This is a genomic window from Caulobacter sp. GW821-FHT10A06, assembly GCF_059415805.1.
Map to the genome: position 1 here is coordinate 531,443 of NZ_JBWKNY010000004.1, position 25,020 is coordinate 556,462.

At 67.1% G+C, this 25,020-nt stretch carries 23 protein-coding genes; 8 read left to right on the top strand and 15 right to left on the bottom strand.

Annotated features, from left to right (window positions below):
- Positions 1–3: 3 nt before the first annotated feature.
- Positions 4–735 carry a DUF1353 domain-containing protein gene (locus tag AC07NF_RS14075; protein WP_494626774.1) on the bottom strand — a complete coding sequence of 244 codons (732 nt, stop codon included), beginning with the start codon at positions 733–735 and terminating at the stop codon, positions 4–6.
- A gap of 172 nt (positions 736–907) precedes the next feature.
- Here AC07NF_RS14075 and AC07NF_RS14080 point away from each other — a divergent pair, with 172 nt between their 5' ends.
- A complete protein-coding gene (locus tag AC07NF_RS14080) occupies positions 908–1,510 on the top strand; it encodes a thioredoxin family protein (protein ID WP_494626776.1) in 603 nt (200 codons plus the stop codon).
- Here the strand turns inward: AC07NF_RS14080 and AC07NF_RS14085 are convergent.
- Complete coding sequence (locus AC07NF_RS14085; RefSeq protein WP_494626778.1) at positions 1,507–2,001, bottom strand: hypothetical protein; 495 nt, start codon at positions 1,999–2,001, stop codon at positions 1,507–1,509. The genes AC07NF_RS14080 and AC07NF_RS14085 overlap by 4 nt on opposite strands.
- A 106-nt stretch (positions 2,002–2,107) precedes the next feature.
- Here AC07NF_RS14085 and pgi point away from each other — a divergent pair, with 106 nt between their 5' ends.
- Complete coding sequence (pgi, locus tag AC07NF_RS14090; protein ID WP_494626780.1) at positions 2,108–3,727, top strand: glucose-6-phosphate isomerase; 1,620 nt, start codon at positions 2,108–2,110, stop codon at positions 3,725–3,727.
- Positions 3,728–3,730: 3 nt separating this feature from the next.
- Here pgi and AC07NF_RS14095 read toward each other — a convergent pair whose 3' ends face one another.
- The 4 genes from AC07NF_RS14095 to AC07NF_RS14110 form a co-directional block, all read right to left on the bottom strand.
- Entirely contained in the window at positions 3,731–5,806 is a 2,076-nt protein-coding gene (locus AC07NF_RS14095; RefSeq protein ID WP_494626782.1) for a TonB-dependent receptor plug domain-containing protein, read from the bottom strand.
- 183 nt (positions 5,807–5,989) lie between these two features.
- Positions 5,990–6,280 (bottom strand): hypothetical protein, encoded by a 291-nt coding sequence (locus tag AC07NF_RS14100; RefSeq protein WP_494626784.1) that lies wholly within the window; start codon positions 6,278–6,280, stop codon positions 5,990–5,992.
- Positions 6,281–7,520: 1,240 nt separating this feature from the next.
- Positions 7,521–8,099, bottom strand: coding sequence for a hypothetical protein (locus tag AC07NF_RS14105; RefSeq protein ID WP_494626786.1), 579 nt, complete (start codon positions 8,097–8,099; stop codon positions 7,521–7,523).
- Positions 8,096–8,821, bottom strand: coding sequence for a hypothetical protein (locus AC07NF_RS14110; RefSeq protein WP_494626788.1), 726 nt, complete (start codon positions 8,819–8,821; stop codon positions 8,096–8,098). The genes AC07NF_RS14105 and AC07NF_RS14110 overlap by 4 nt, the downstream gene beginning before the upstream one ends.
- 441 nt (positions 8,822–9,262) lie before the next feature.
- Here AC07NF_RS14110 and hisS point away from each other — a divergent pair, with 441 nt between their 5' ends.
- From hisS to hisG, 3 genes are read left to right on the top strand one after another with little or no spacing between them, the layout of a single operon-like run.
- Entirely contained in the window at positions 9,263–10,753 is a 1,491-nt protein-coding gene (gene hisS, locus AC07NF_RS14115; protein WP_494626790.1) for a histidine--tRNA ligase, read from the top strand.
- Positions 10,713–11,888, top strand: a complete 1,176-nt coding sequence (locus tag AC07NF_RS14120) for an ATP phosphoribosyltransferase regulatory subunit (RefSeq protein WP_494627575.1) — start codon at positions 10,713–10,715, stop codon at positions 11,886–11,888. Before hisS ends, AC07NF_RS14120 begins: the two co-directional genes overlap by 41 nt.
- Positions 11,885–12,856: an ATP phosphoribosyltransferase gene (gene hisG / locus AC07NF_RS14125; RefSeq protein ID WP_494626792.1), complete on the top strand. Its 972-nt coding sequence runs from the start codon at positions 11,885–11,887 to the stop codon at positions 12,854–12,856. Before AC07NF_RS14120 ends, hisG begins: the two co-directional genes overlap by 4 nt.
- 382 nt (positions 12,857–13,238) lie before the next feature.
- Here the strand turns inward: hisG and AC07NF_RS14130 are convergent, their stop codons facing one another.
- Positions 13,239–13,784: a GNAT family N-acetyltransferase gene (locus AC07NF_RS14130; RefSeq protein ID WP_494626794.1), complete on the bottom strand. Its 546-nt coding sequence runs from the start codon at positions 13,782–13,784 to the stop codon at positions 13,239–13,241.
- The gene (locus tag AC07NF_RS14135; RefSeq protein WP_494626797.1) at positions 13,784–14,371 is read right to left on the bottom strand and encodes a hypothetical protein; all 588 of its coding nucleotides are present in this window, start codon (positions 14,369–14,371) and stop codon (positions 13,784–13,786) included. Before AC07NF_RS14135 ends, AC07NF_RS14130 begins: the two co-directional genes overlap by 1 nt.
- Positions 14,372–14,482: 111 nt before the next feature.
- Here AC07NF_RS14135 and AC07NF_RS14140 point away from each other — a divergent pair, with 111 nt between their 5' ends.
- Positions 14,483–15,223 carry a hypothetical protein gene (locus AC07NF_RS14140; protein WP_494626799.1) on the top strand — a complete coding sequence of 247 codons (741 nt, stop codon included), beginning with the start codon at positions 14,483–14,485 and terminating at the stop codon, positions 15,221–15,223.
- Between the two features lie 200 nt (positions 15,224–15,423).
- Here AC07NF_RS14140 and AC07NF_RS14145 read toward each other — a convergent pair whose 3' ends face one another.
- The gene (locus AC07NF_RS14145) at positions 15,424–15,621 is read right to left on the bottom strand and encodes a hypothetical protein (RefSeq protein ID WP_494626801.1); all 198 of its coding nucleotides are present in this window, start codon (positions 15,619–15,621) and stop codon (positions 15,424–15,426) included.
- Between the two features lie 70 nt (positions 15,622–15,691).
- Positions 15,692–15,970, bottom strand: a complete 279-nt coding sequence (locus AC07NF_RS14150) for an alpha/beta fold hydrolase (RefSeq protein WP_494626803.1) — start codon at positions 15,968–15,970, stop codon at positions 15,692–15,694.
- Positions 15,971–16,163: 193 nt separating this feature from the next.
- Here AC07NF_RS14150 and AC07NF_RS14155 point away from each other — a divergent pair, with 193 nt between their 5' ends.
- Positions 16,164–17,618, top strand: a complete 1,455-nt coding sequence (locus AC07NF_RS14155; protein WP_494626805.1) for a S41 family peptidase — start codon at positions 16,164–16,166, stop codon at positions 17,616–17,618.
- Here AC07NF_RS14155 and AC07NF_RS14160 read toward each other — a convergent pair.
- Complete coding sequence (locus AC07NF_RS14160) at positions 17,615–17,809, bottom strand: hypothetical protein (protein WP_494626807.1); 195 nt, start codon at positions 17,807–17,809, stop codon at positions 17,615–17,617. The genes AC07NF_RS14155 and AC07NF_RS14160 overlap by 4 nt on opposite strands.
- Positions 17,810–17,918: 109 nt before the next feature.
- Between AC07NF_RS14160 and AC07NF_RS14165 the strand changes: the two genes are divergently transcribed.
- Entirely contained in the window at positions 17,919–19,589 is a 1,671-nt protein-coding gene (locus AC07NF_RS14165; protein ID WP_494626809.1) for a hypothetical protein, read from the top strand.
- A 100-nt stretch (positions 19,590–19,689) separates the two neighbouring features.
- Here the strand turns inward: AC07NF_RS14165 and AC07NF_RS14170 are convergent, their stop codons facing one another.
- From AC07NF_RS14170 to AC07NF_RS14185, 4 genes are all read right to left on the bottom strand, one after another.
- The gene (locus tag AC07NF_RS14170) at positions 19,690–21,807 is read right to left on the bottom strand and encodes a M13 family metallopeptidase (RefSeq protein ID WP_494626811.1); all 2,118 of its coding nucleotides are present in this window, start codon (positions 21,805–21,807) and stop codon (positions 19,690–19,692) included.
- A 98-nt stretch (positions 21,808–21,905) separates the two neighbouring features.
- Positions 21,906–22,388 (bottom strand): copper chaperone PCu(A)C, encoded by a 483-nt coding sequence (locus AC07NF_RS14175; RefSeq protein WP_494626813.1) that lies wholly within the window; start codon positions 22,386–22,388, stop codon positions 21,906–21,908.
- Positions 22,389–22,402: 14 nt separating this feature from the next.
- Positions 22,403–22,894 (bottom strand): YcnI family copper-binding membrane protein, encoded by a 492-nt coding sequence (locus tag AC07NF_RS14180; RefSeq protein WP_494626815.1) that lies wholly within the window; start codon positions 22,892–22,894, stop codon positions 22,403–22,405.
- A 12-nt stretch (positions 22,895–22,906) separates the two neighbouring features.
- Positions 22,907–24,955 carry a TonB-dependent receptor family protein gene (locus tag AC07NF_RS14185; RefSeq protein WP_494626817.1) on the bottom strand — a complete coding sequence of 683 codons (2,049 nt, stop codon included), beginning with the start codon at positions 24,953–24,955 and terminating at the stop codon, positions 22,907–22,909.
- Between the last annotated feature and the right edge of the window lie 65 nt (positions 24,956–25,020).

Sequence of the window (25,020 nt, forward strand, 5' to 3'; positions counted from 1 at the left end):
GCCCTATTTCTTCTTCTCGCCGCCGAACGGCAGTCGTTCCTTGACCTTGTCGATCGGGGTCTTGGTCACGACGAGCGGCGGCGGGATCACCGGGGTCTCGACCTTGATCGGATAGGCGCGCCAGCCGGTCTGGATCAGGGCGTTGAAGCCCTGGCACTTGGGCAGGTAGCGGACCATGCCGGTGCGCGGCTTGGCGAACGGCGCGAACTGCATGAGGTTCTGGCGCTTGGGATCGACGAAGCGCCAGTCGGTCGGCAGGCCATAGCCCTTTTCGCCCCCCAGCCGCACGGCCTGATAGGCCAGGTTCGCCTGGAACGGCGTCACGCCGTAGCGGATCATCGCCCGCAGGAAGATGGCGTCGGCCTCCTCGCGCTTGCCCGGCTCGCCGATCGTGTAGAGCCAGTCGTGGACGATGGCCGCCCGCGCCGTCGGGCCCTGCGGGTCGACGAAGCCCTGGCCGTACCAGGGCACGCTGGCGAAGTCGGTGACGTACCAGCGCGGCACCACGATCACCTTGCCCGTCTCGACGTCGCAATAGGGGAACTCGGCGTCCAGGGTGAACAGCTTGCGGCCGTCCTTGGTCTGGTTGAACAGCATGATCGGCTGCGGCGTCAGCGAGCTGGGCGGCGTCGGCGCGACGACGGGCACGAAGACCGTGGTGTTCGTCTCGGTGGCGCAGGCCGCCAGGAGCAGGCCGGAGCCGATGACGGCGGCGAGGGTCTTGGTGCGGGACATCGATCGAAGAGAGCAGGGGAGGAGGATGCAGACGTTCTGGGCGTCGGACCTCCTTGGATCAAGCAAGAATGGCGAAGTTTCGGCGGGCGGCTCTGCATTCTGCGACCGTTTCGCAAACCGTCGATCCGTGAGATGGTGCCGGCGGGGGAACCCTCGAAGCTGGAGAACCGACATGTCGATCACTCGCCGCCTCGTCGCCGCTGGTCTGCCTTTGACCGCGCTCGTTCCGACTCTGGCCCATGCCAAGCCCGCCCCCGACTTCACCGCCGTCGACGCCGACGGCAAGACCCGCTCGCTGTCGGAGTTCCGCGGCAAGACCGTGGTGCTGGAGTGGGTCAACGAAGGCTGCCCCTATGTGAAGAAGCACTATTCCGGGAACATGCAGGGCCTGCAGCAGGCCGCTCGCGCCGACGGCGTGGTGTGGCTGACCATCGCCTCGTCGGCCCCCGGCAAGCAGGGCTATTTCGACGCCCCCGCCGCCAAGACCTGGATGGAGGCCAAGGGCGCCAAGCCGACGGCCCTGCTGCTGGACGGCGATAACAAGGTGGCCACGCTCTACAAGGCCAAGACCACGCCGCACATGTTCGTCATCGATAAGACCGGCGCGGTCGTCTACGAGGGCGCGATCGACGACATCCCGACCAGCAAGGTCGAGGACCTGAGCAAGGCCAAGAACCTGGTCGCCGCCGCGTTGGCCGACGTGAAGGCCGGCCGCAAGGTCGCGACGCCGTTCGAGACGCCCTACGGCTGCTCGGTGAAGTACAAGGACGCTTAAGCCGCAGGTTGGGGCGGCGCGGTGATCACTTCGACATTGTCGTTCAGCAGATAGACCAAGTCGCGCAGGGCCAGGTCCTGGGCCTTGATGGTCGCCGCCGCGCCAACGGCGGTCAGCTTCTCGGGCAGGTCCTGGCTGATGCCGCGCAGGATGCACTTGAGGTCGTCGACCGCGCCGCGCTCCTTCAGCGTCACGTGGCCTTTCATGTCGAGGGCCGACAGCTCGCCGATCTTGGCCGAGAAACCGTCGAAACCTTTCAGCGGCTTAGCAGGGGCCGTCGGGTCCGCGCCGGCCAGGGTCTTGCGGTAAGCCTCGGTCAGAGCCCTTAGCTGGCTGGCGCGCTTGACGATGTCCTGGAACAGGGGCTCGCCGGCCACCGATTGCGGGATCATGGGCTGCTGAGCCACCGCCGGCGCGGGGCCTGCCGCCTGACCTGGATTGAACGAAGCCATCCAGAGCATGGCGGAAAAGGCGACGGCGTCACAGGACATGGGGGGACTCCCGCAAAAAACGTCATTGGTCTGCCATGACGTGGCGGCAGCCGTTTGATAAGCCCCGTTCCGTAAACAGCGATTTACCAAACTTGAGGATGCCCGCATGGCCGATCTCGACACCGCCTGGACTCGCCTGGAAGACGCCGCCAAGGCCGCCGGGGAGAAGCGCATCGTCGAGTTCTTCGACAGCGAGCCGGGACGCCTCGACGCGCTGACCCTGGATGTCGCTGGCCTGCATCTGGATCTCTCCAAGCAGGCCTGGGACGAAGCCGGCCTGGAAGCCGCGCTCGACCTGGCCCACGCCGCCGATGTCGAAGGCGCCCGGGCTCGCATGTTCGGCGGCGAGGCGATCAATTCGTCCGAAGGCCGCGCCGTGCTGCACACCGCGCTGCGGGCTCCCGCCGACGCCGACTTCAAGGCCCAAGGCCAGCCGGTGATGGCCGATGTCGACGCCGTCCGCCAGCGCATGAAGGCCTTCGCCGACGCCGTCCGTTCGGGCCAGATCAAGGGCGCGACCGGCAAGCCGTTCAAGGCCATCCTGCACATCGGCATCGGCGGCAGCGACCTTGGTCCCCGCCTGCTGTGGGACGCCCTGCGTCCGGTGAAAGCCCAGATCGACCTGCGCTTCATCGCCAATGTCGACGGCGCAGAGTTCGCCCTGACCACGGCCGACATGAACCCGGAAGAGACCCTGGTCATCGTCGTCTCCAAGACCTTCACGACGCAAGAGACCCTGGCCAATGCCGGCGCCGCCCGCGCCTGGCTGGTCGAGGCCCTGGGCGAGACCGGCGCCAATCAGCACCTGGCCGCCATCTCGACCGCGCTGGACAAGACCGCCGCCTTCGGCGTGCCGGACGACCGCGTGTTCGGCTTCTGGGACTGGGTCGGCGGTCGTTATTCGCTGTGGTCCTCCGTCAGTCTCTCCGTGGCTGTCGCCGCGGGTTGGGACGCCTTCCAGGGCTTCCTGGACGGCGGCGCGGCCATGGACGAGCACTTCCGCACGGCCTCGCTGGAGAAGAACGCGCCGGTGCTGGTCGCCCTGGCCCAGATCTTCAACCGCAACGGCCTGGACCGTCGCGCTCGTTCGGTCGTTCCGTATTCGCACCGCCTGCGCCGCCTGGCCTCGTTCCTCCAGCAGCTGGAGATGGAGTCCAACGGCAAGTCGGTCGGGCCGAATGGCCAGCCGGCCCAACGCGGCACCGCCACCGTGGTGTTCGGCGACGAGGGCACCAACGTCCAGCACGCCTACTTCCAGTGCATGCACCAGGGCACCGACATCACGCCCATGGAGCTGATCGGCGTCGCCCAGTCGGACGAAGGCCCGGCGGGCATGCACGAGAAACTGCTCTCCAACCTCCTCGCCCAGGCCGAGGCCTTCATGGTCGGCCGCACCACGGAAGATGTGGTCGCCGAGCTGAAAGCCAAGGGCGTCTCCGAAGCCGAGATCGCGACCCTGGCGCCCCAGCGCACCTTCGCCGGCAATCGCCCGTCGACCCTGGTGGTGCTGGAGCGCCTGACGCCCCGCACCTTCGGCGCCCTGATCGCGCTCTATGAGCACAAGACCTTCGTCGAAGGCGTGATCTGGGGGATCAACAGCTTCGACCAGTGGGGCGTCGAGCTGGGCAAGGTGATGGCGGGTCGCATCCTGCCCGAACTGGAAAGCGGCGCGACGGGCCAGCATGACCCGTCGACCACGGCCTTGATCCAGCGCCTGAAGAAGTAGGCGCTAGAAGGTCTTCCGCACCCGCAGGCTCAGGAACGTCCGCGGGTTGATGTCGCGATCCTCGACGAAGGCCACGGCCCGGTTCGGGGCGCGATCGGCGAAGACCGTGCGGCGGATGGTGAAGTCGTCCCACAGGTTCAGCTGGGCGCGGATCGCCAGGGTCGGAGTCGGCTTGTACTCGGCGAAGGCCTCGTAATAGGCCGAGCCGCGCCAGACGTTGGTCTGGTCGACGTCATAGGTCCCCTGGCCCAGCAGCGGCAGCCAGTTGATCCCCCACTGGGTCTTGTACTTCACCAGGTCCTGGGTGAAGCCGATATTGGCCTGGGTCGGACGGATGCCCGAGATCGGCCGGTCCTTGCCGGTCGTCGGGTCCTTCACGTGGGTCTCGTTCCAGTCGTTCTTGAACGTGAAGCGGCCGCCCTTGATGCCGATCTTGTCGACCGGGATCACGATATTGACCGACAGCTTGTCCAGCGTCGCGTCGCCGATATTGCCCGTCGCCGACAGGCCGCCCGGCAGCGGCAGGCGGTCGATCACGCCGATGATCTCGTCGTGGCGGTACGCGACCGAGACGATGCCCTCGCCCCAGAAGCGGCGCTCGTAGCTGACTTCCGAGATCCAGCGCTGCTCGGGCTTGAGGTCGACATTGCCGCCATAGACATTGTTGTCTTCCAGGTCGGACGAGGCGGCAAAGTCGCCGAAGTCCAGCTGGCCCAGCTCGCGCTCGAAGCGGAAGCGGAACTGGTTGTTGGCCTTGGGCGTCCAGGTCGCCTGGAAGCGGGGCTTGGCGTAGAAGAAACTCTCCTTGTTGGACGCATCGCCCGACTGCTTGATGGTCGAGGTCTCCAGCCGCAGGCCGCCCTCCAGGGTCAGCTTGGGATTGACCCGCCAGGTCGCCTTGGCGAAGGCCTCGCCGCGCAGTTCCTCGACCTTCACAGACGCGCTGGGCAGGGGCACGGCCGCGCCGCCGACGCTGTAGGCCTGCTTCACGTCCAGCATGTTGTAGGCGCCCTCGGCGCCCGCCTCGAGCGTCAGGGCCTTGGAGAACTCGTGGCGCACCAGGCCGCGCACGATCGACTCGGAGCTGTCGCCGTCGGCCACGAAGCGCTGCTGGGCGTCCTTGACCCCCGCCAGGGTCTGGTCGCTGGTCGAGACGTTGTCGAAGTTCTCGAAGCTGTGGATGGCGCGGGTTTCCAGGTTCCACTTCGGGGCCAGCGGCCGGGTGTAGGTCAGACCCAGCTCGCCCGAATGGCTCTCCTCGGCATAGGCGCTGCGGCGGAAGGCGACGGGGGAGGAGAGCTCCTGCCATTCCTGCCAGTCGTTGACGCCGTAGCGGGCCGTGGCCTCCAGCTTGCCGCCGGCGACCGGGCCGGAGAAGTTGCCGCGGATCGAGCGCCCGCCGCCCCAGCCGTCATTGATGAAGGCCTCGTCGCGGATCAGCTTGCCGCTGCCGTCGTGGCGCACGTTGCGGCCCACGCCGTTGCTGTCGCTGGTCGAGGTGCCGTCGCTGAGCGTCACGCCCCAGCTCTTGTCGCCATTGGTGGCGGTGAACTGGTAGCTGCCGCCATAGACGTCGTGGCCGCCGTCGAAATGCATCGAGTTCAGCGTCAGGATCTGCTGATGGCTGACGCCCTTCTTCAGCACCACGTTCACGACGACGGCGTAGCCCTGCATGTCGACGCCCGGGACGCCGCCGCGGATCAGCTCGATATGGTCGACGCGGTCGGCCGGCGTGCGCCCCAGCACGTTGCTGCCGGTGTCGTTCTTGGAGGCCGGGCGGCTGCCGTTGATCAGGATATTGCCCACCGCGCCCTCGAAGCCGCGCGCGCCCGAACCGTCGTCCACGTCGAAGCCCGGCACCCGGTCGACCATGTCCAGCGCCGTGTTCGGACGCTGGGCGGCGAAGAACTCCGGTTGGAACACCAGCAGGCCGGTCGCGGCGGGCGCGGCCACCGGCGGCGCGGCGATCTGTTCGGCGGTCTGGGCGGTCTCGCCGGCCAAAGTCTCGCCAGCATGAGCCGTACCGGCGAGCAGCAGCATCGTGGCCGACGTGGCCAGCAGAATGGACTTGGTCATCACTGTTTCCCCTCAGTGACGAGAGGTCTGGACGCCGGGCCCGTTCATCTCAAGTTACAAGCCGGAAATGTAGGTTACTTCGATGTCAGATTACATCGGGTTCATCTGTTGACGCTGTCGCGACTGCTGGGCTTTGTGGATAAGTCTGGGCCCAAAGCGGGTTTGACTTAACAATTGGTGTATAGGTCAGCCTTGGCGAGCGCGCCGCCGGGCTTCCGTCACCAGCCGGTCCATCACCGGCGTGCGGCTGGGCGCTAGCAGCTCGGCGCGGCCTTCGGCGAAGATCCGCCGGTTCTCGGCGCAGGTCGCCCGCATGGCCGCCAGCTCCTCGGGCGGAACCTTGTCGGCCAGAGCTTCGGCCTCGCGCGCGGCGCGCTCGGTGATGCGCTCCAGCTCGTCGTAGAAGTCGAGGAACGACCGGATCTTGCTGACGATGTGGCGCGGACGCTTGCGGCGCGGGGGCTTGGACTTGGGCATGGAAAGGCTCCATCGCTGAAGGACACGCGTCCGCCGCTTCACGCGGCGGCCCGCTGAAGATGTGTGGGGAGGCGACGGAGCGGCCGGGGCGAACCCGGAGACCGTAAGGTTTGTTGTGTTTCGGCTCGCTGTCCGCTCCGCCAGGCTGTTCTTGTCCGTGAGGATGGGAGGCGTGAGCGTATTTCAGCTCGGGTCCCCACTAGCCCCCGGACGGGCGCGGACCAAGTCGATCGGCTACATCCGTCTCGACCCCGACGATCCACGATAGGCGGTTTATACGATCACCGCCCTGTCGATCCGCTGATGGCCTTGATCCTGGAAGCTACCCGTTCGCCAGCCAATCTGCCTAAAGAGTACAGACGGGGCGACTTTCGAGCCTCCAGGAACCGCCAGCGGCCCCGCTCAACCTACCCCCGCCGCCGTATTGGGCCGGATCCAAACGCCCTCCCCCGCGACGGGGATGGCTATGAGTATGGGGCGGCGCTGAACGCGGATCATTCAGGGCTGCGTAAAATCGACAAGCTGTTGATTTTGCTGCGTTCTATCTCGCGAATTCCGAGGATAAGGCACCCTCAATCCCCTAGCGGCGACGAACGGGGGTCTTCAGATCGATGGGAGCAAGGGGCAAATTAGCAATCGATGGTTTGAGCATATGAAGATTAAATTCCACGTGCCCGCAGTGCTGCTAGGAGTGCTTTGGGATTAGATTCCAAGATAACAAAACCGCCCATAAAATCTCTTAAAGCGTATCTTCTGCGTCGCGTTTCTTTATTCCAGGCATTCCGACTCACTGATCGATCGAAGGTGCCGACAATATCGCCGTGCGCTTGTAATCTTGGAGCGTCCGTATCGTAGACGCAGAATAATTTAGTAGGGGTGCCTAGGTCGCGGACTTGGCCGGCCGTAACAACCACGGCTCCCGCAAGGGCATCGGCATCCTCAGCGGACAATAGAACTTCTATGGTTGAGAGTATTTCGACGTCCGTAGCGCCACGTCGAACGACGCTGAGGCCGCGCGCATAGCAGTTGGTAAGCTTTTGAGTAATGAGTTCGTCGATAGAAGTATTGTAATCTAATGGCGTAGTTAGTATGCGAGCAATAGGTTCGCCGTCGTCAATCTGCGTTCTTTCGGGTAGAGATAAGGAAAAAGCCTCGCACACGCCGTTCGGAAAGGCTCTATCAAGCTCATCAGCCGAAGGCTCACCCGTTGAAAGCCAAGCATTCCGACAGGCTATTGACGTCAAGCGGCTTCAAGCTCGTGCCGCGAAGACAAGAATTCGAGTTGAAGTGGTAGGTGTCGTCCGTCAAACGGCACATCGACCTCGCCGTCATCTATGCCGGGGCCAAACCAAGTAAACTCAATTCTGTCATCAGATGAGAAGGTAATTTCACCTGCATTATCGCCGCGCCCGATTAACAGCATTGGTTGGCCGTTTGCGTCCAAAAATGCCTTAATTGATAGCCCTTCATTTGCCAGGAAGCCGACTAGGGTTATCGCGGCGTCGACGGTAGCGGGAATGGGAGCTGGGGCACCTTCACCGTCCCAGTCCTGGCCGTAGCGGCCTAGGGCCCGTAGGCGCCTGATCGCCTCGAGGGCAGGGGTAGTTCGGGCGGCATTTTGAGAGATCGCAGGCGAGGCAACGCGCTGGGCGGTGGGTGCCCATGAAGCGGAAATGGGTGACGCGGTGCCGTGAAAGGAAGACGGCTTCGCGCTGTGAGTCGCAATCACATGCGCCCAACGTCGCTGGCGCTCGACATCTATCGGCGTCGTTGAAAGTTGAGGCGCAGTCGAAAGCGCGAGAAGGAGCTCTGCGATCATCTTATCAGAGAAATGGCGTGCGCCGCAGTCTCCGTCAAGGTGTCTGACAGGAGAGCTTTCAGGCGAACGTGCTGTTCGTCAGCATGGTGAGCAATGAGGCCCCAGTTCACGACTTCGGGGTCCATCGGTTCGACGTCTGACGTTCCAAATTGATCTGTAACGGAGGTTAATATCCTGATGATGTGTGGGAGTTTTGGATTTGATTGTGAGTGAACATCTATATTTACTTGAATAAGCCTTCTCGTCGTCTTGTTCGGAAATTCAAAAAATCCAGAGTGGGTATGCCATAGTCTGCTGCGCTGGAAGCTTCCGGGGGCCACGAAGGGGGATTTGGGGTCTATAATATCCTCAACGTTTGGCTCGTCGCTTCCCGTAAACTCGAAAACGTCCAGATAGGCCGATGAAATTGAAACAAGCGATGAGAATTGACTGAGCTTATCGACGGCGGGAGACATCAGCTTGGATGCTCGTTCACGGAACGGTGCCCACCGCGTGTAAAAAAACTGCTCATACTTCAAAGAATCTCGAAGCAGCGTGAATTGCTCGGCGACTTCCGCAGCTTCTCGCCGTAAATATGTGCTGCCGGCTTCCGGCGCGGGAAATTGGAATCCGCCCTGAATGGAAATGTTGATTCCAAAAGGAAGGCCTGCTGATGACCGCTCGTCTAGGCCAAGCTCGGCTGCACGGCTGGCTCCGTCAGTATCGAGCTTTCGCCAGAGCACATCACCGGCAGGGTCGGAGAATTGGACTGTGATAGCGCAAGAATTGATTGCGTGAGTATCTCGGTGAGGTCGCCAATTCCCTAACGTCGACATATGGTCTCGGGCCTCCCGCGTGCGGCTATCGTCTGCGGTAAATATCAGTTCGCAGGCCGTCAAGCGCGTAGGGATTCGTAGGTGCTATTGCTCATGCAATAGAGAATGGCTCTTTGCCGCTCTTTGCAATGGACACCCCTTCCCCCACCGCTCCCTATCCGCTACACCGCCACCCGCAATGACCCGCGCACCGCACCACCACGGCTGCCACCACCATCCGACCTCGCCTCGCGGGATCGGCCGGGTCCGTTCGCTCTAAAGCCAGCGACCCTGCCAGAGCCCCGCCTAGCGGATGGGGCTTAAGCGCAAGCGCCATCCGTCGAAGCCTTGAAGATTCAGGACCGACGAATGACCGACGATACTTCCGCCAACGACACCACCCAGGACTTCCGCCCCGAAGCCCGCGCACCGCGCGGCTTCGCCGACAAGCGCGCCCGCGACCTGCGGGCCGAGCGGGCGATCCTGGAGGCGGTGTCGGCGGTCTATGAGCGCTACGGCTTCGAGGCCCTGGACACCGGGGCGTTCGAATATGCCGACGCCCTGGGCAAGTTCCTGCCCGACAGCGACCGGCCCAACGAGGGCGTGTTCGCGCTGCAGGACGACGACGACCAGTGGATGGCGCTGCGGTACGACCTGACCGCGCCGCTGGCCCGGTTCGCGGCGCAGAACTGGGAGACCCTGCCCAAGCCGTTCCGCCGCTACGCCTTCGGGCCGGTGTGGCGCAACGAGAAGCCGGGGCCGGGGCGCTTCCGCCAGTTCATCCAGTGCGACGCCGACACGGTGGGCTCGGCCCGTCCGGAGGCCGACGCCGAGATCATCGCCATGGCGGTCGAGGGGCTGGAGGCGGCCGGCCTGCCGCGCGGCGCGGCGGTGCTGAAGATCAACAATCGCAAGCTGCTGAACGGCCTCTTGACCTCGGCCGGGGCCGAGAACGCCGGCCAGAAGCTGGCCGTGCTGCGCGCGGTCGACAAGCTGGACCGCCTGGGCGTGGACGGGGTTCGGCTGCTGCTGGGCGAAGGCCGCCTGGACGAGAGCGGCGACTTCACCAAGGGCGCGGGTCTCAAGGGCAAGGCGATCGACTCGGTGCTGGACTTCGTGTCGGCCGGGGCCGGTGGCCGCGCCGCGACGCTGGACAACATCGCCAAGGTGATCGGCGGCTCGGCCGAGGGCGACGAGGGCTTGGCTGAACTGTCGCGGATCGACGCGGCGCTGACCAGCTTAGGCATCGCCGACGACCAGGCCTTCATCGATCCGTCGATCGTCCGGGGGCTGGAATACTACACCGGCGCGGTGTTCGAGGCCGAGCTCTTGCTGAGCACCACGGATGAGAAGGGCAACAAGGTCTCGTTTGGCTCGATCGGCGGCGGCGGTCGTTATGACGACCTGGTGGCGCGGTTCACCGGCACCGCGACGCCGGCCACGGGCTTCTCGTTCGGCGTCACCCGCCTGGCGGCGGCGCTGCGGGCGGCCGGCCGTGAGCCGGGCGGCGTTGCGCGCGGGCCGGTGGTGGTGATCACCTTCGACCAGGCGCACATGCCGGAATACTTCTCCGTGGTCGGACAGCTGCGCGCGGCGGGCATTCCGGCCGAGGTGTATCTCGGGACCTCGGGCATGAAGCCGCAGATGAAATATGCCGACCGTCGCAACGCGCCGGCCGTCGTCATGCTGGGCGGGGACGAGATCGCCGCCGGCACGGTGACGATCAAGGACCTGGACGCGGGCCGCATGGCCGCCGAGGGGGTGACCGACAACGCCGCCTGGAAGGCCGAGCGGCCCGGCCAGCAGACCATCCCGCGCGATCAGCTGGTCGCGGCGGTTCGCAAGATCATCGGGGGCTAATCACTTGAGGCTCGAGCGTTCCATTCCGGCGGAGGCGCTCGACGCCATCCGCGCTCCCTTGCTGGCGGCCGGCGCCGCAGCGACCGACGCGCCGGTGCTGCAGCCGCTGGGCCTGCTGCTGGACCTGACCGGCGAGGCCATGCGCTCGCGGCTGTTCGTCGTCTCGGGCGACGGCGGCGAGGAAGCGGCCCTGCGGCCGGACTTCACCGTGGCCGTGGCGCGGCAGCACTTCTCGAATGGCGGCGGCGCGGGTCGCTACCGCTACGAAGGCAAGGCCTTCCGCGTCGCCCCGCGCGGCAGCGACCGCGCCGAGGAGTTCCTGCAGCTCGGGATCGAGGCCTTCGAAGCCGGCGACCCCGTGGCCGCCGACGCCGAGATCGCCGCCCTGGCCTGGGCCGCCTCGGCCGCCGGCGGACGTGAGGACCTCTCCCTGATCCTGGGCGACGTCTCGCTGTTCGCCGCCTTCGTCGACAGCCTGGAGCTGGCGCCGCCCCTGGCCGCCCGTCTCAAGCGCGCCTTCGCCAAGCCGCGCCAGCTGAAGGCCGAGCTGGACGGCGACGTCGCCGCGCCGACCGCCGAGCAGTCGCGCATCGCCTCGCTGCTGGCCGGCCTGCCGGAGTCGGAAGCCTCCGCCGTGCTGCAGGAGCTGTGGTCCCTGGCCGGCATCGAGCCCGTCGGCGGCCGCCGCCCGGCCGAGATCGCCCATAGGCTCGTGGAACGCGCCGAGGCCGCCAAGGCCGGTCGTCTGGATCCGGAGCAGGCCGCCAAGGTCCGCGCCTTCCTGGCCGTATCGGATCGTCCGGACGCGGCGCTGGACGCCATCGCGTCCCTGGCGGGACCCAACGACACCGCACTGAAAGCCGCCGTCGCCGGCTGGCGTTCGCGCCTGTCGGGCATGGCCGATCGCGGCGTGCCGCTGGAGAAGGCGACCCTGGCCGCCGCCTTCGGCCGGGCCTTCGGCTATTACGACGGCTACCTGTTCGAGGTCCGCTCGGCCGCCCTGGGCGACGAACGGCCTGTCGCGGCTGGCGGTCGCTACGACGGCCTGCCCTCCAAGCTGGGGGCTGCCACCAACGCCGGCGCCGTGGGCTTCATGATCCGCCCGGCGCGCGCCTATGCGGGAGGCGGCGAATGAGCGCCCAACCGATGATCTTCGCCATCCCCTCCAAGGGCCGCCTGAAGGACCAGGTCGAGGCCTGGCTGGCCGAGTGCGGCTTCAAGCTGGAAATGACCGGCGGCGCGCGCGGCTATTCGGCCGAGCTGGCCGGCCTGCCGGGCGTCTCGGTGCGCCTGCTGTCGGCGGGCGACATCGCCGCCGGCCTCGACAGCGGCGACCTGCACCTGGGCGTCACGGGCGAGGACCTGCTGCGCGAGCGCGGCGACGACATGGACAGCCGCGTGATGCTGCTGCGGGCCCTGGGCTTCGGCCGCGCCGACCTGGTGGTGACCGCGCCCAAGAACTGGCTGGACGTGGATACGATGGCCGATGTCGACGAGGTCGGGCACCTGCATCTGGCCAAGACCGGCCGCCGCCTGCGCGTGGCGACCAAGTACGTCACCCAGACCCGCGCCTTCTTCGCCCGCCATGGGGTCGCCGACTACCGCATCGTCGAGAGCAGCGGCGCCACCGAAGGCGCGCCTGCCGCCGGCGCAGCGGAGCTGGTGGTCGACATCACCACCACCGGCGCGACCCTGGCCGCCAACGGCCTGAAGATCCTGTCGGACGGCGTGATCCTGAAGAGCCAGGCCCAGCTGACAGCCTCGCTGATCGCGACCTGGTCGGCCGAGCAGCGCGGCGCCCTGCAGCGCATGCTGTCGGTGGTCGAGGCCAAGGGGCGGGCCGGCAAGCTGGCGACCCTGGTCTGGCCGGCCGAGCAGGACGCGGCGGGGCAGTCGGCCGTGGCGGCCTTCGTCGCCAAGGGCGGCTCGCGCCGGGCCAATGGCGCCCTGCTGGCGACCGGCGACCTGTTCGACGCCGCCGCGGCGCTCGCCGCCGCCGGAGTCGAGCCGGTCACCGTCTCGCGCCCGGACTATGTGTTCGAGTCGCGGTCGGCCGTGCTGGATCGTTTCGTCCGGACCCTGGAGGGCGCTCCCGAAAAGTAAGTTTTGACATATCTGTCAAATATGGACGCGAAATCGGGGCGTATCTTCGACTTTCGCGTCCAAACTACGCCTCACGCGTCAAAAATTCGTCCAAACCTTTGCGAAAAAGGGATTTGCCGCGTTGACACCGTCATGAATTTGACGTTTCTAGACACTGCAAGAGCGAAACGAGCCCAAAGAGAGCTCCCGTTCTTCGGCGTTTCGGGGAGGAAACGCCCGCCTAGATCGAATGATCGAGAAAATAGCCAGCCCGTCGCGATTATCCCCCGCGGCGGGTTTGGTGTATCTGGGCTACAGCACAGTTTTTTGACGGTTGAGTCAAAAGTGGCCGCGCGGGCTGGAAGCGCTTCCAGAATGTCCGGCGCTCGGAGCGGCTGAAGACCTATCGTCCGGCCGGCCTGATCAGGGCATAACAATCGCTCGGCCCCGCGACCTCGCCCAGCTGCGGCCGCGTCTCCCAATTGGCCAGCCGCGCCTCGAGACTTAGGCTCGCCTTGCGCAGCACGCCGGCCGAGGCGGCATTGTCCGGGTGGCAGGTCGCCCAGACCCGGAAGATCCCCGGCTGGGCGATGGCCCAGTCGACCACGGCGCGGGCGGCCTCGCTGGCGAAGCCCCGGCCCCAGAACGCTTCCCCGAAGATGTAGCCGAAGTCGGCCTTGGGCGGGGCCAGGCGCAGCTCGATCACGCCCATCAGCGTCCCGGACGCCTGGTCGGTGACCGCCCACGGAAACGCTGCGCCCGAGACCCAGCAAGCCTCGCACCGCTGGGCGAAGGCCAGGCTGTCGGCGACGTCGCGGTGGGTCTCGAAGGTCATGAACCGTGTGGGCCCGGGCAGGCCGGCATAGGTCCGGAAGATCGCCTCGGCGTCCGTCCGCCGGACCGGCCGCAGGCGCAGCCGTTCGGTGAGGATATCTTCCGGCGGCCGCATCAGCGCTTCTCCAGCCGGCCGTGGCCCGTCCGGGCGTCGATCACGACATCATAGGGCTGACGGACGCCGTCCTTCTGGGCGATCAGTCGCCACTGCCGGTTGGCGAGCTTGGGTTCGAAGGCCCAGGCCTCGCTGCCGGCGTTCTGGAGCGTCTGGCTGGCGATAAAGGCGACCTCGACCTCGGTGACATCGCGGACCCGCACCTGCCAGGCGAAGGCGGGCGCGGGCAGGGCGGCCCAGCCGATGACGTTGCAAAGCGGCATGTAATCGCAGCGGCTGGCTTCGAGCACGGTGGACGGGATGGCGGGCAGGGCCAGCCACAACGCCATGGCCATCAGCTTCCGCCGCCGCAGGCACAGTCCGGCCATGATCAGCGCCACGATCGCGCAGGCCACGGTGATCGCCGACAGGACGGCCCACATGTCCACGACCGTGCCGTCGACCAGCATGTAGCGGAGGTATTCGGCGCACCCCAGGGCGCCCAGGATCCCTTTCAAGGCGAAGAAGGCCGCCACGAGATAGAGGACGCCGAGGCCCAGGGCCTTTGCCGCCTTTCCCATCATCGTGTCGCCTCCCGATCCCGGCATCCATGTTCTCCACGCCGACTCAACCGTCAAGCGGGCGACTCACCCTCAGGTGGCATGAAGTCTGCAGGGTTAATCCCGGAACGCCTTCCGGCGCACCGCGAGGACAACCGAATGATCCGTTTGGCGAACTCCAGCATGCTGCTGTCATCCCTGCTGGGCCTTGGCCGGCAAGGCGGGGCCGGGGACGACGCCGCCAATCTGGTGAGAATGGCGGCCACGCGAGCGGATCAGGCGCTCAAGGCGGCGCCGGCCAAAACAGCCGAGCTCCCGGCAAAAACCGCCACGACGCGACCGGCGGTGACCGTGTCGCTGAGCCGGATGGCCCAGGCCGCGCAGGCGTCTCAGATCGCCCAGGCCGCCCAGAAGCAACAGGCCGCTCAGGCGGAGCCAGAGGCCGATCCGGCCGCGAAAGTCGAGCATTATAGAGCCGAGCCTTATCGTGTCGTGCTGCCGCCGGGAGCCCAGGGGCAGCCGGTGCGTTCGTCGGGCGTCAGCCCCTTCACGCCCGACGAACTGAAGAAGCTGGAAGCGGTCACCGATTTCGCCCGCACCCAGCATCAGGACTACATTCGCTTCCTCAAAGAGGGGGTTCCGCCCAGTGAGAATGTGGCGACCATGACCCCGGCCCAGGCGCGGCAGCGCCTGGACGATCTGTCTTTCCTCCCCCGCTACGAGGAGGTGGGAAAGCAGGTGATCGGCAGCAGCTGGCCCAGGCCGCACGTCTTCGACATCGCCGCCAATAGCGGCGAGATCACGCAGTCGATCGACACCTATATCGGCTGGCTCAAGGAGCGCGCCGCCCAGAGCGAGACGCCGGCGACGCCGACCTCCGGTCTGAACATCCAGGTGTAGGACGGATCGACATCCAGCCTTGAGTGACCCGAAGTCCACCGATTATCCCCGCGAAAGCGGGGATCCAAGCCGAGTCAGAGGGGTATCGCTCGGTCTCACCCGGTCCTGAAAACCAGGTTGGATCCCCGCTTTCGCGGGGATAGTCGGTGAGAAAGAAGCTTGTTGATCGGGCCCAGAAGGCCGTCCGAGGCGGCTTTGCCTCAGGCCGAGATGTTGACCAGCGTGCCGGTCAGCTCGCCCGTGGTCTGGGCCAGGGCCGCGCCGGCCGAGGCGGTCGCCTTGGCGTTGGTCTGGGCCACGGCCAGCTGGGTCAGGTCGACGATGGGAGCCGGGGCCGGCGCCGCGCCCGTGGACTGGGGCGGGGTGTAGCGGACGGCGTTGGACGCGGAGACCTGCACGGGGCGTTCCTCGAAAGGGATTCGCCCGCAATCTGAGTCCTAAGCCTTAAACGGACCTGACCAAACGTGGTTAAGGCGCGGGCGGGTCCAGCAGCGCGTCGATCTCACGCAGGACGATGTCGGGGTGGGAGTTGAAGACGTCGTGGTCGGCGCCGGCGATCTCCACGATCCGGGCGGCCGGATGGGCGGCGCGGTAGCGGTCGATTTGCTCGTGGCGCCACGTCAGCATCAGCGCTTCGTCGGCGCGCTGGGCGGGCGTCAGGTCCGGCGCGGACGTGGGGATGGCGAAGACGGCCAGGATCGGGACGCCGGTCACGGCGGGGAACTTCTCCATGTTCTGGCGGGTCATCAGCTTGGAGAGCGGCGGGGAGCACGCTCGTCAGAAACGCGACGGCCAATACGATCCAGCGCAACACGACCTCCCCCAAACCGGCGAGCTCGGATCAAACATGGGCCTGCGTGAAAGCCAAGGGGGGTGAGGCGCGCCACAATCTCACCTTAAGGTAGCGCTTGATTGCAAGCGTCACCGGGGAGGGAGCGACATGAAGAAGGCTGACATCCTGGCCTTGATCGGGGCGATGACGCTGGCCGCGCCCGCGGTCGCCCAATCGCTTTCGACCCCGGCTGTTTCGAACGCCGACTTCGAGGCTGGCGCGGCAGGCCAGCCGCCGCCGGGCTGGGGATTCCCGTCCTCGGCGGGCGCGGCGGGGTATCACGCCGAGATCAGCAACGCAGGGCCGCATGCCGGCAAGCAGGCCGCGCGGCTCTGGCGCGACAAGGCGGTGGCCAAGCCTCCCGGCGCCTTTGGCGCGCTGTCCCAGAAGCTCGACGCCACCGCGTTGCGTGGCCACCGGATCCGTTACAGCGCCGCCGTGCGGGTCGACGATCGCGGCAGTCAGGTCGGGCTGTGGCTGCGGGTGGACGGGACGGACGGCAAGCCGGCCTTCTTCGACAACATGGGCGATCGGCCGATCACCGCGTCCGGCTGGGCGATCTACACGATCGAGGCCTATGTCCCGCAGGAGGCGTCGAGCCTGTTGCTGGGCTTGCTGGCGGGCGGCGACGTGGACGCCTGGATCGACGACGTCCGGCTGGAGGATCTAGGCCCCGCCGACGGCGCGCCAACGGGCGAGGCCAAGGCCTATCTGGATCGCGCCCTGGACCTGCTCGAGAAGGGCCACATCAACAGCGCCACGGCCGACTGGCCCGCCCTGCGCGCCGAGGCCTACAAGCAAGCCGCCGGGGCGTCGACGCCGGGCCAGACTCACAAGGCCATCCGCGCGGTGATCGCTCGCCTGGGCGAACGCCACACCTTCCTGCGGCCGCCGACCGGGGCGGGGACGTCGGCGAGACCTTCCGAAGCGCCGGCCGCGCCGGTCGCGCCGCTGCCCGTCGGGCGGATGGAAGGGCAGGTCGCGGTCGTGGCCCTGCCGCGTCTGTCGCGCGACATCACCAATCCCAAGGACGACGGCGCGCCCTACCAGGCGGCGATCACGAACTTCCTGAAGACGGCGAACGATGCCAAGGCCTGCGGCTGGATCATTGACCTGCGGGGTCATGGCGGCGGCGACATGTGGCCGGGGATGCGCGGCCTGGCGCCGCTGCTGGGCGAGGGGCCGTCCGGCGCCTTCGTGAGTAAGTCGGGGCGCAAGGCCTGGCCGGCGACCAACGCCGAGGTCCGCCACAGTCTCAGCCGTCCCGACGCGCCGGTCGCCGTGCTGCTGGGACCACGCACCGCCAGCGCCGGCGAAATGATCGCCATCGGCTTCGTGGGCCGCCCCCTGGCGCGCTCGTTCGGCCAGCCGACGGCGGGGCTGACCACGGCCAACAGCGCCATCCCGCTGTCGGACGGCGCGGTGCTGGCCCTGACCAACGCCTATGTCGAGGACCGCCTGGGTCACCGCTACGAAGGCCCGATGCAGCCCGACGAGATTGTGGCGCCGGACGACGCCGAGGCGGCGGCGACGGCCTGGCTGGCGACGCAGGGCTGCCGCTAGGCGTCCGGCGCGGCCAGGCTCAGCGTCTCGATGACTTGGAAGGCGTAGGTCGAGCCGACCGGCGGCTTGATGTCGTCGGCCAGCACCACGGCGGTGATGGCGCGGCCGTGGCCCTTGACCTCGCGCACCCGGCTGGCGCCGTTCGCCCCGTTCGTCGTCCGAGGGCGACCTCTGGTCGAAATCGCGATCACGCTCGTCGCAGTGGAATTTCGCCGTTGCCGATCTCGTGGCTTTGCGGAGGACAGGCGGCCCCAACCGCCATCCCACACTCCCAGACACACGAGAGACAGAGAGGCGAACGTGGCCAACATTACTGGCGCCGACGGCAACGACATCCTGACCGGCACGGCCGCCGGCGACACCATCAACGGCGGCAAGGGCAATGACACCCTGACCGGCCTGGAGGGCAATGACGCCCTCTATGGCGACGACGGCGCGGACATTCTGGATGGCGGCGACGGCGACGATTACGTCTATGGCGGCGGCACGAACGACTCCGACACCTTCAGCGACACGCTCAAGGGCGGCGCGGGCTTTGACCGTCTGTACGGCGGCGTGGGCGACCATTTCGACGGCGGCGCGAACGGCGCCCAGGGCGACTACGCCTATCTGAACCTGACCAGCCTGACCTCGTCGGTGATCGTCGATCTGGGCGCGGCCGGGGTCCAGGCCCTGACCGGCGGTGGCAGCATCGTCAATGTCGAGCAGTTCGAGGTCTGGTCGGGCTCGGCCAGCGACCGCATCAAGGGCGGCGCGGGCGATGACAAGATCCACGCCGGGAACGGGCACGACGCCATCAACGGCGGCGATGGCGCCGACTACATCTACGGCATGGCCGATAACGACACGATCCGCGGCGGCGCCGGCATCGACAGCCTGCGCGGCGACGGCGGCCATGACCGCCTGATCGGCGGCGACGGCAATGACACCCTGGCCGGCGACCAGGACGCGGCCCTGGCGGCCGACGGCCAGGACCAGCTGGATGGCGGCGACGGCGCCGACTACCTCTACGGCCAGGGCGGCAACGACATTCTCATTGGCGGGGCCGGCAATGACGAGCTGTGGGGCGGCGCGGGCGCCGACCGCTTCGCCTTCTCCGGGGCCAACCAGGGCAATGACCTGATCCGCGACTTCGCCAAGGCCGAGGACCGTTTCGACCTGGACGGCAAGTCGTTCACCGCCGCGGCCAGCGATGGCAATGGCGGCACGAAGCTGACCTGGGACGGCGGGACGATCACGGTCGAGAAGGTCGCCCTGACCCTGGCCGAGGCCAATGGCCTGCTGACCAGCGGCGCCAACACCCTGGTGCGCCTGACCAACGCCTTCGACAACCTGCTGCGCTACGCCCCGGCCAACGACACCGACCGCGCCTATGTGCAGGGCCTGACCGACAAGGTCGTGGCCGGCCAGCTGACCGAGGCCGCCGCGCTGAAGACGCTGATCAACCTGGCCGACGCCACGGCCGCCGTGGCGACTACGTCCTACGCCTTCTTCACCGGTGGCACGCCGGGCGAGGGCGGCATGGACTATCTGCTGTCGCCGATCGGTCCCAACCCGAACAACCTCAACAGCGCCTACTACCAGACCTTCAACACCGAGAACCGCTACATCAATTTCGCGGTCAATCTGGGTCGCGACGGCGCGGGCAAGGCGGCGTTCCAGACCGAGTACGGGGCCAAGAGCCTGTTCGAGGCCACCCGCGCGGCCTATGCCGAGATCTTCGGGTCCACGCCCGACGACGCCAAGGTCCACGCCCTGATCGACACCCGCGTCGCCTACTTCACCAGCTACGGCCAGACCGACATCGGGACCAAGGCGGCCATGGTCGGCTGGCTGCTGGCCGAGGCGATGAAGGCCGATGTCGGCCAGTACGCCGGCGCCAGCAACGCCTATTTCACCGACCTGGCGGATGGCGCGGCGTTCGCGGTCGACCTGATCGGCCAGTACGGCAAGCCCGAATACAACCTCTAACGAGTTTCTCTGGCCGTCCCCCGAAAACCACGGGCCAGAGAAAAGGGCCGCCGGATCTCTCCGGCGGCCCTTCCTTTTGTCTTCGATCAGATAGCGCGGGCTACCAGATCTTCACGCGGTCGGCCGGCGCGACGTACAGCTTGTCGGTCGGCTTGACGTCGAAGGCCGAGTACCAGCCGTCCTGGTTCCGGATGGTGCCGTTGACGCGGTAGTACGACGGCGAGTGCGGATCGCTGGCGATCTGCTGCTTCAGCGCGTCTTCGCGCGACTTCTGGCGCCACACCTGGGCCCAGCCCAGATAGATGCGCTGGTCGCCGGTGAAGCCGTCCAGGACCGGCGAGGGCTTGCCCTGCAGCGAGACGTGGTAGGCGTCCAGCGCGAAGGCCAGGCCCGACAGGTCGCCGATGTTCTCGCCCATGGTCAGGTCGCCGTTGACGTGCACGCCCGGGAAGGGCTCGAACGCCGAGTACTGGGCGCCCAGCTTGGCCTTCTGGACGTCGAACTTGGCGGCGTCTTCCGCCGTCCACCAGTCGCGCAGCACGCCGTCGCCGTCGGACTTGCGGCCCTGGTCGTCGAAGCCGTGGCCGATCTCGTGGCCGATCACGCCGCCGATGCCGCCGTAGTTGACGGCCGGATCCGCGTCCGGATGGAAGAACGGCGCCTGCAGGATGGCGGCCGGGAACACGATCTCGTTGTTGACCGAGTTGTAGTAGGCGTTGACCGTCTGCGGGGTCATGCCCCACTCGGACTTGTCGACCGGCTGGTTCAGGCGCTCGACGTCGTGGCGATAGTCCCAAGCGCCGGTGCGCATCAGGTTGCCGTAGGCGTCGGCTTCCTTGATCTCCAGCTTGGAGTAGTCACGCCACTTGTCGGGATAGCCGATCTTGACGGTGAACTTGGCCAGCTTGTCCTGCGCCTTGGCCTTGGTCTCCGGACCCATCCAGCTCGAGGCGTCGATGCGGGTCTTCAGGGTCGTGCGGATGTCGCCGACCAGCGAGACCATCTTGGCCTTGGAGTCCGGCGGGAAGTAGGCCGCGACATATTCCTTGCCGACCGCTTCGCCCAGCATGGTGTTGACTTGGGCGACGCCACGCTTCCAGCGCGGGCGCTGCTCGGGCTGGCCCGACAGGGTCTTGTTGCGGAACTCGAAGCTGGCGTCGACGAAGCGCTTGGACAGCAGCGGCGCGGCGCTATCGATGACCTTGAACGCCTGCCAGGCCTTCAGCGTCTCGACCGGGGTGTCGGCATAGATCTTGGCGTACTTGGGGAAGCTGGTGTTGGTCGTGACGATGAAACGGTCGACCTTGGGCAGCTCGGTGCCGACCAGGTAGCGGTTCCAGTCATAGCCCGGCGTCAGGGCCTGCAGCTGCGCCAAGGTGGCCGGGTTGTAGGTCTTGTCGCGGTCGCGGCGTTCGACGCGGGTCCACGAGGCGTCGGCCAGCTTGGTCTCGAACTCGACGATGGCCTTGGCGTTCTCGGCCGGCTTTTCCCAGCCGCCCAGGGTCAGCATCTTCTCGACATAGGCCAGGTAGGCCGTCTTCTTGTCGGCGAACTTGGCGCTCAGATAGTAGTCGCGGTCGGGCAGCGAGAGGCCGCCGGTGCCGGCATAGACGGCGTAGGCCTGCGGGTTCTTGGCGTCGGTCTGGATGCCCAGGCTGATCAGGCTGGCATACGGCGTGACCGAGCTCTTGCCCATCAGGGCGGTGAATTCGTCCTTGGTCTTGACCTTCTTGACGCCGTCCAGCCACGGCTTGATCGGCGCGGCGTCCAGCTTCTCGATGGCGGCTTCGTTCATGAAGGCGCGGTAGGCGGCGCCGATCTTGGCCTTTTCGCCGGTCGCGGCCTTGTCGGCGGCGGCGCCTTCGATGATCGCCTTGGTGCGGGCTTCCGACAGCTCAGCCAGCTTGTCGAAATTGCCGTAGCGGGTGCGGTCGGCCGGGATCACCGTCTTGGCGTCCCAGGTCCCGTTGGCGAACTTGTAGAAGTCGTCGCCCGGCTTGGCCGACGTATCCATGCCCGAGATGTCGAAACCCCAGGTGCCGTAGCGCGGGGACTCCAGCGAGGTGGTGGCGTCGGCGGCGGCCGCCACGCCTTGCGGCAGCAGCGATTGCACCGTGCACGCATCGTCGATGCATTGGTGTTGTTCGTGGGCCAGAGCCCCGAAGGCCGACATCGACAACGCGGCAGCAGCCGCGGCGCCGAACAAAACTCGTTTCATGGAAGTCGCATCCGTTGGTGTGAGCTGGGCGGCAATCTGCACGGACGCGGAATTTTTGCTCCCTTAAAAAAAGTTCATGTAACCCATTTTTTGAAGGATCAGTGATGGTGCTCGCTGGCCGGGGCGGCCTGTCCGTTGGGCGGGGCCAGCTGTACGGCCAGTTCCACCTGCACCTTGCGGCCGTTGTCGAAGACCAGCGTTACCGGAACTTTTTGCCCCTGGGCCTGGGCGGTCTTCAGGCCGATCAGCATCAGGTGATAGCCGCCGGGCGCGAAGGCGACCTGGCCGCCGGCGGGGATCACCACGCCGTTGTCCTGGCGGCGCATGCTCATCACGCCATTGGCGGTCGAGGACTGATGGATCTCGACCTTGCCGGCCGCGGGGGTCTCGACGCTCTTCAGGGTCACCGGGGTCTTGCCGGCGTTGACGACGGTGAAGAAGCCGACGCCGTTCATGCCGGCCTGGGCCGGACGGCTCCACGGCTGGCGGATGGTCAGGGCGCCGAGCTTGTAGTCGCCAGCCTGGGCGGCGGTGGAAGCGGCGAGGATGGCGGTCAGGGCGATGGCGAACAGGCGCGACATGAGGCGCTCCTTCCTTAGTGATGGTGCGCGGCCGCGGCCGCGTCGGGGATCAGGGTGACGGTCGGGGCCGGGCGGTTCAGCTTGGCGTCCGGGGCTTCCGGGCTGGGGACTTCCTTCCACTGGCTCTCGCCCTTCTCGCAGGTCTGGACGATCGGGAAGATTAGTTTGTCCCCCGTCGCCGGCAGCTTCATCAGCACGGCGAAGTCGTCGAAGGCCTCGTCGGGCAGGCGGCCCTCGAAGGTGATGGCGGTCGGCGCGGCTTTCGGGTCAGCCGGCCGCTCGAGGCTGTAGGTCCAGCCGGGCTTCACCTGCGGCCGGGCCGAGGCGACGCCGTCGGGGATCTCGATGCGGACCTTCAGGGTCACATCGCCGGCTGCGCAGGCATGGCCGACGCGGAAGGCGATGGCCGAATACGACCCGGCCTTGGCCGTGTCCGGCACGGCGACCACGTGGGCGGCCGCCGGCGTGGCGATCAGCGCCAGGAGGGCGATCAGTGGGGCTTTCATCTTGTCCTCCCTCTAGAAGCTGACGGTCACGCCGCCGAACACCGACCGGCCGTCGCCGGGCCACAGGGTGGCGGTGGTCGCGGTCCAGGCCACCGCGGCCTGGGTGTTGGAGACATAGGCCTTGTCGGCCAGGTTCCGCGCATCGACGAACACCGACACGGCCGGGGTGACCTTCCAGCCGGCGTTCAGGTTGACGATGGCATAACCCGGCGCGGTCTTGGTGTTCTTGTAGTCGATCCACTGGTCGCTGGCCGACCACTCGATCGATGGGGCCACGAACCAGCCGCGCGGGTCGTCGTAGCGGACCTCCGAGCGGTAGAAGTTCTTCGGCACGATCGGCAGGCGGTTGTCGCTGAACTGCACGTCTTTGCGGAAGCGGAAGTCCGAATAGGTCCAGGTCTGGCGGATGCGCCAATGCGGGGCCGGCGCCCAGTCCAGCGCCGCCTCGATCCCCTGGTGCAGGGTCTTGTCGGCGTTGAAGGTCGCCGCCGGGATCGACGAGGTCACCGCATATTGCAGCATCTCGTCGCGCAGCTCGGCGCGATAGACCGTCAGGTCGTAGGTGAACGGCCCGCGATGGCCGCGCGCCCCGACCTCGCCGGTCCAGGCCTTCTGGGCCTTCACGGGGGCGAAGCCGGTGTTGGTCGGGCTCATCGAGCTGAAGTTCGGCGGCTCGACCGAGCGGGTCAGGTTGGCGAACACCTGGTTGCCCGCCTCGTCCTGCCACAGCAGGCCGACGCGCGGCGACACCCAGTCATAGGTCTTGCCGGCCTTGAGGTTGAAGGTCGCCGCCTGGCCCGGGATCGCGAAGCTGGCATAGTCGCGCTCGGCCTGGCCCCAGGTCGCGCCGGCCACCACGGCCACGCGGTCGGTGACGAACAGCCGCCCCTCGCCGAAGACGTCCACGGCCTTGGCGTTCTGCAAGGTCCGCGAGGTCGGCGCGCCGCGGGCGCCGCGATTGTTGACGTAGAAATTGCTGTCCATGTCGCCGGTCCGGTACCAGGCGCCGAAGAAGGCGTCGGCCCGCTTGCCGGCCAGCTCGCCGTCCCAGTCGAAGCGGCCGAAGGCGCCGTAGTTGCGGCTCTGCTGGTCGATGACCTGGAAGATCGGGTGGTCCAGGTCCTTCCACACCGCATAGACCGCGCCCTCGAACACCAGCTGGTCCGACAGCCGCCAGGTGGTGCGCAGCGAGCCGCGCAGGCCGCGCTGGTTGCGGCTCTGGTCGCCCGACAGGTTGCCGGCCGCCGACTGGCGCGGATTGGCCTCGAACTGGGCCACGGTCAGGGATCCGGGGATCTCCTGGTTGATGTTCGAGCCGTTGACGATGAAGCGGACCTCGCGGTCCTGGCCGAAGCTGCGGCCGATATTGAGCGAGCCGAACTGGATGTTCTGCTGGCTCTGCGAGCGCCAGCCCTGGCTGGTCTGGTTGGTGGCGGCGGCGAAGACGTCCCAGTCGCCGGCCTGGCGAGCGATGGCGACGTGCTCCCGCGCCAGCCCGAACGAACCGCCGTCGATCCGCACCTGGTTCTGGAAGCCCGCGTCCTTGCCCGTGGGCGTGACCATGTTGATCGCCCCGCCCAGCAGCGCGCCGCCGAAACGCAGGGCGTTGCCGCCGCGATAGACCTCGGCGTAGCGCGTGTTCAGCGGGTCGGCCACCTGGCTGTCGCCATAGCCGTCGGCCTCGTTCAGCGGCACGCCGTCCTGGGCCAACAGCAGGCCTCGGTTGTGGTTGGCGTTGCCGATCCCCGAGCCGCGGATCGAGATGCGGATATCGCCGCCCCACTTGCGCTGGGCGTACACGCCGGGCGCGTCGCGCAGCATGTCGTCCAGGGCCAGCGCCTGGCGGCTGGCGTAGCTCTCCTGCGAGATCACCGACACCGCGCCGGGCGTCTCCGACAGCCGCCGGCGGGCGTCGGCGACGACGGGCGGATCCTCGGGGTTGGGACGGGCGGTGACGATGACCGACGAGACCTGGTCGTCGGTCTCGGCGGCGTGGGCGAAGGGCGCGATGCAGGCGAGCGCGGCGGCGCCCATGAGGGCGCGGCGGAAGGTATGCGACATGGAAGCGGAAGATCCCGGAACGTGGCAGGGCGTACGGCGTCAGAAACGCAGCGCGACGGAAAATG

Excerpts from the sequence above, each read along its gene's own strand:
- AC07NF_RS14075 (WP_494626774.1), bottom strand. The coding sequence starts at position 735 with ATGTCCCGCACCAAGACCCTCGCCGCCGTCATCGGCTCCGGCCTGCTC.
- AC07NF_RS14080 (WP_494626776.1), top strand. The coding sequence starts at position 908 with ATGTCGATCACTCGCCGCCTCGTCGCCGCTGGTCTGCCTTTGACCGCG.
- AC07NF_RS14085 (WP_494626778.1), bottom strand. The coding sequence starts at position 2,001 with ATGTCCTGTGACGCCGTCGCCTTTTCCGCCATGCTCTGGATGGCTTCG.
- pgi (WP_494626780.1), top strand. The coding sequence starts at position 2,108 with ATGGCCGATCTCGACACCGCCTGGACTCGCCTGGAAGACGCCGCCAAG.
- AC07NF_RS14100 (WP_494626784.1), bottom strand. The coding sequence starts at position 6,280 with ATGCCCAAGTCCAAGCCCCCGCGCCGCAAGCGTCCGCGCCACATCGTC.
- AC07NF_RS14105 (WP_494626786.1), bottom strand. The coding sequence starts at position 8,099 with ATGATCGCAGAGCTCCTTCTCGCGCTTTCGACTGCGCCTCAACTTTCA.
- hisS (WP_494626790.1), top strand. The coding sequence starts at position 9,263 with ATGACCGACGATACTTCCGCCAACGACACCACCCAGGACTTCCGCCCC.
- hisG (WP_494626792.1), top strand. The coding sequence starts at position 11,885 with ATGAGCGCCCAACCGATGATCTTCGCCATCCCCTCCAAGGGCCGCCTG.
- AC07NF_RS14130 (WP_494626794.1), bottom strand. The coding sequence starts at position 13,784 with ATGCGGCCGCCGGAAGATATCCTCACCGAACGGCTGCGCCTGCGGCCG.
- AC07NF_RS14135 (WP_494626797.1), bottom strand. The coding sequence starts at position 14,371 with ATGCCGGGATCGGGAGGCGACACGATGATGGGAAAGGCGGCAAAGGCC.
- AC07NF_RS14140 (WP_494626799.1), top strand. The coding sequence starts at position 14,483 with ATGATCCGTTTGGCGAACTCCAGCATGCTGCTGTCATCCCTGCTGGGC.
- AC07NF_RS14150 (WP_494626803.1), bottom strand. The coding sequence starts at position 15,970 with ATGACCCGCCAGAACATGGAGAAGTTCCCCGCCGTGACCGGCGTCCCG.
- AC07NF_RS14155 (WP_494626805.1), top strand. The coding sequence starts at position 16,164 with ATGAAGAAGGCTGACATCCTGGCCTTGATCGGGGCGATGACGCTGGCC.
- AC07NF_RS14170 (WP_494626811.1), bottom strand. The coding sequence starts at position 21,807 with ATGAAACGAGTTTTGTTCGGCGCCGCGGCTGCTGCCGCGTTGTCGATG.
- AC07NF_RS14175 (WP_494626813.1), bottom strand. The coding sequence starts at position 22,388 with ATGTCGCGCCTGTTCGCCATCGCCCTGACCGCCATCCTCGCCGCTTCC.
- AC07NF_RS14180 (WP_494626815.1), bottom strand. The coding sequence starts at position 22,894 with ATGAAAGCCCCACTGATCGCCCTCCTGGCGCTGATCGCCACGCCGGCG.
- AC07NF_RS14185 (WP_494626817.1), bottom strand. The coding sequence starts at position 24,955 with ATGTCGCATACCTTCCGCCGCGCCCTCATGGGCGCCGCCGCGCTCGCC.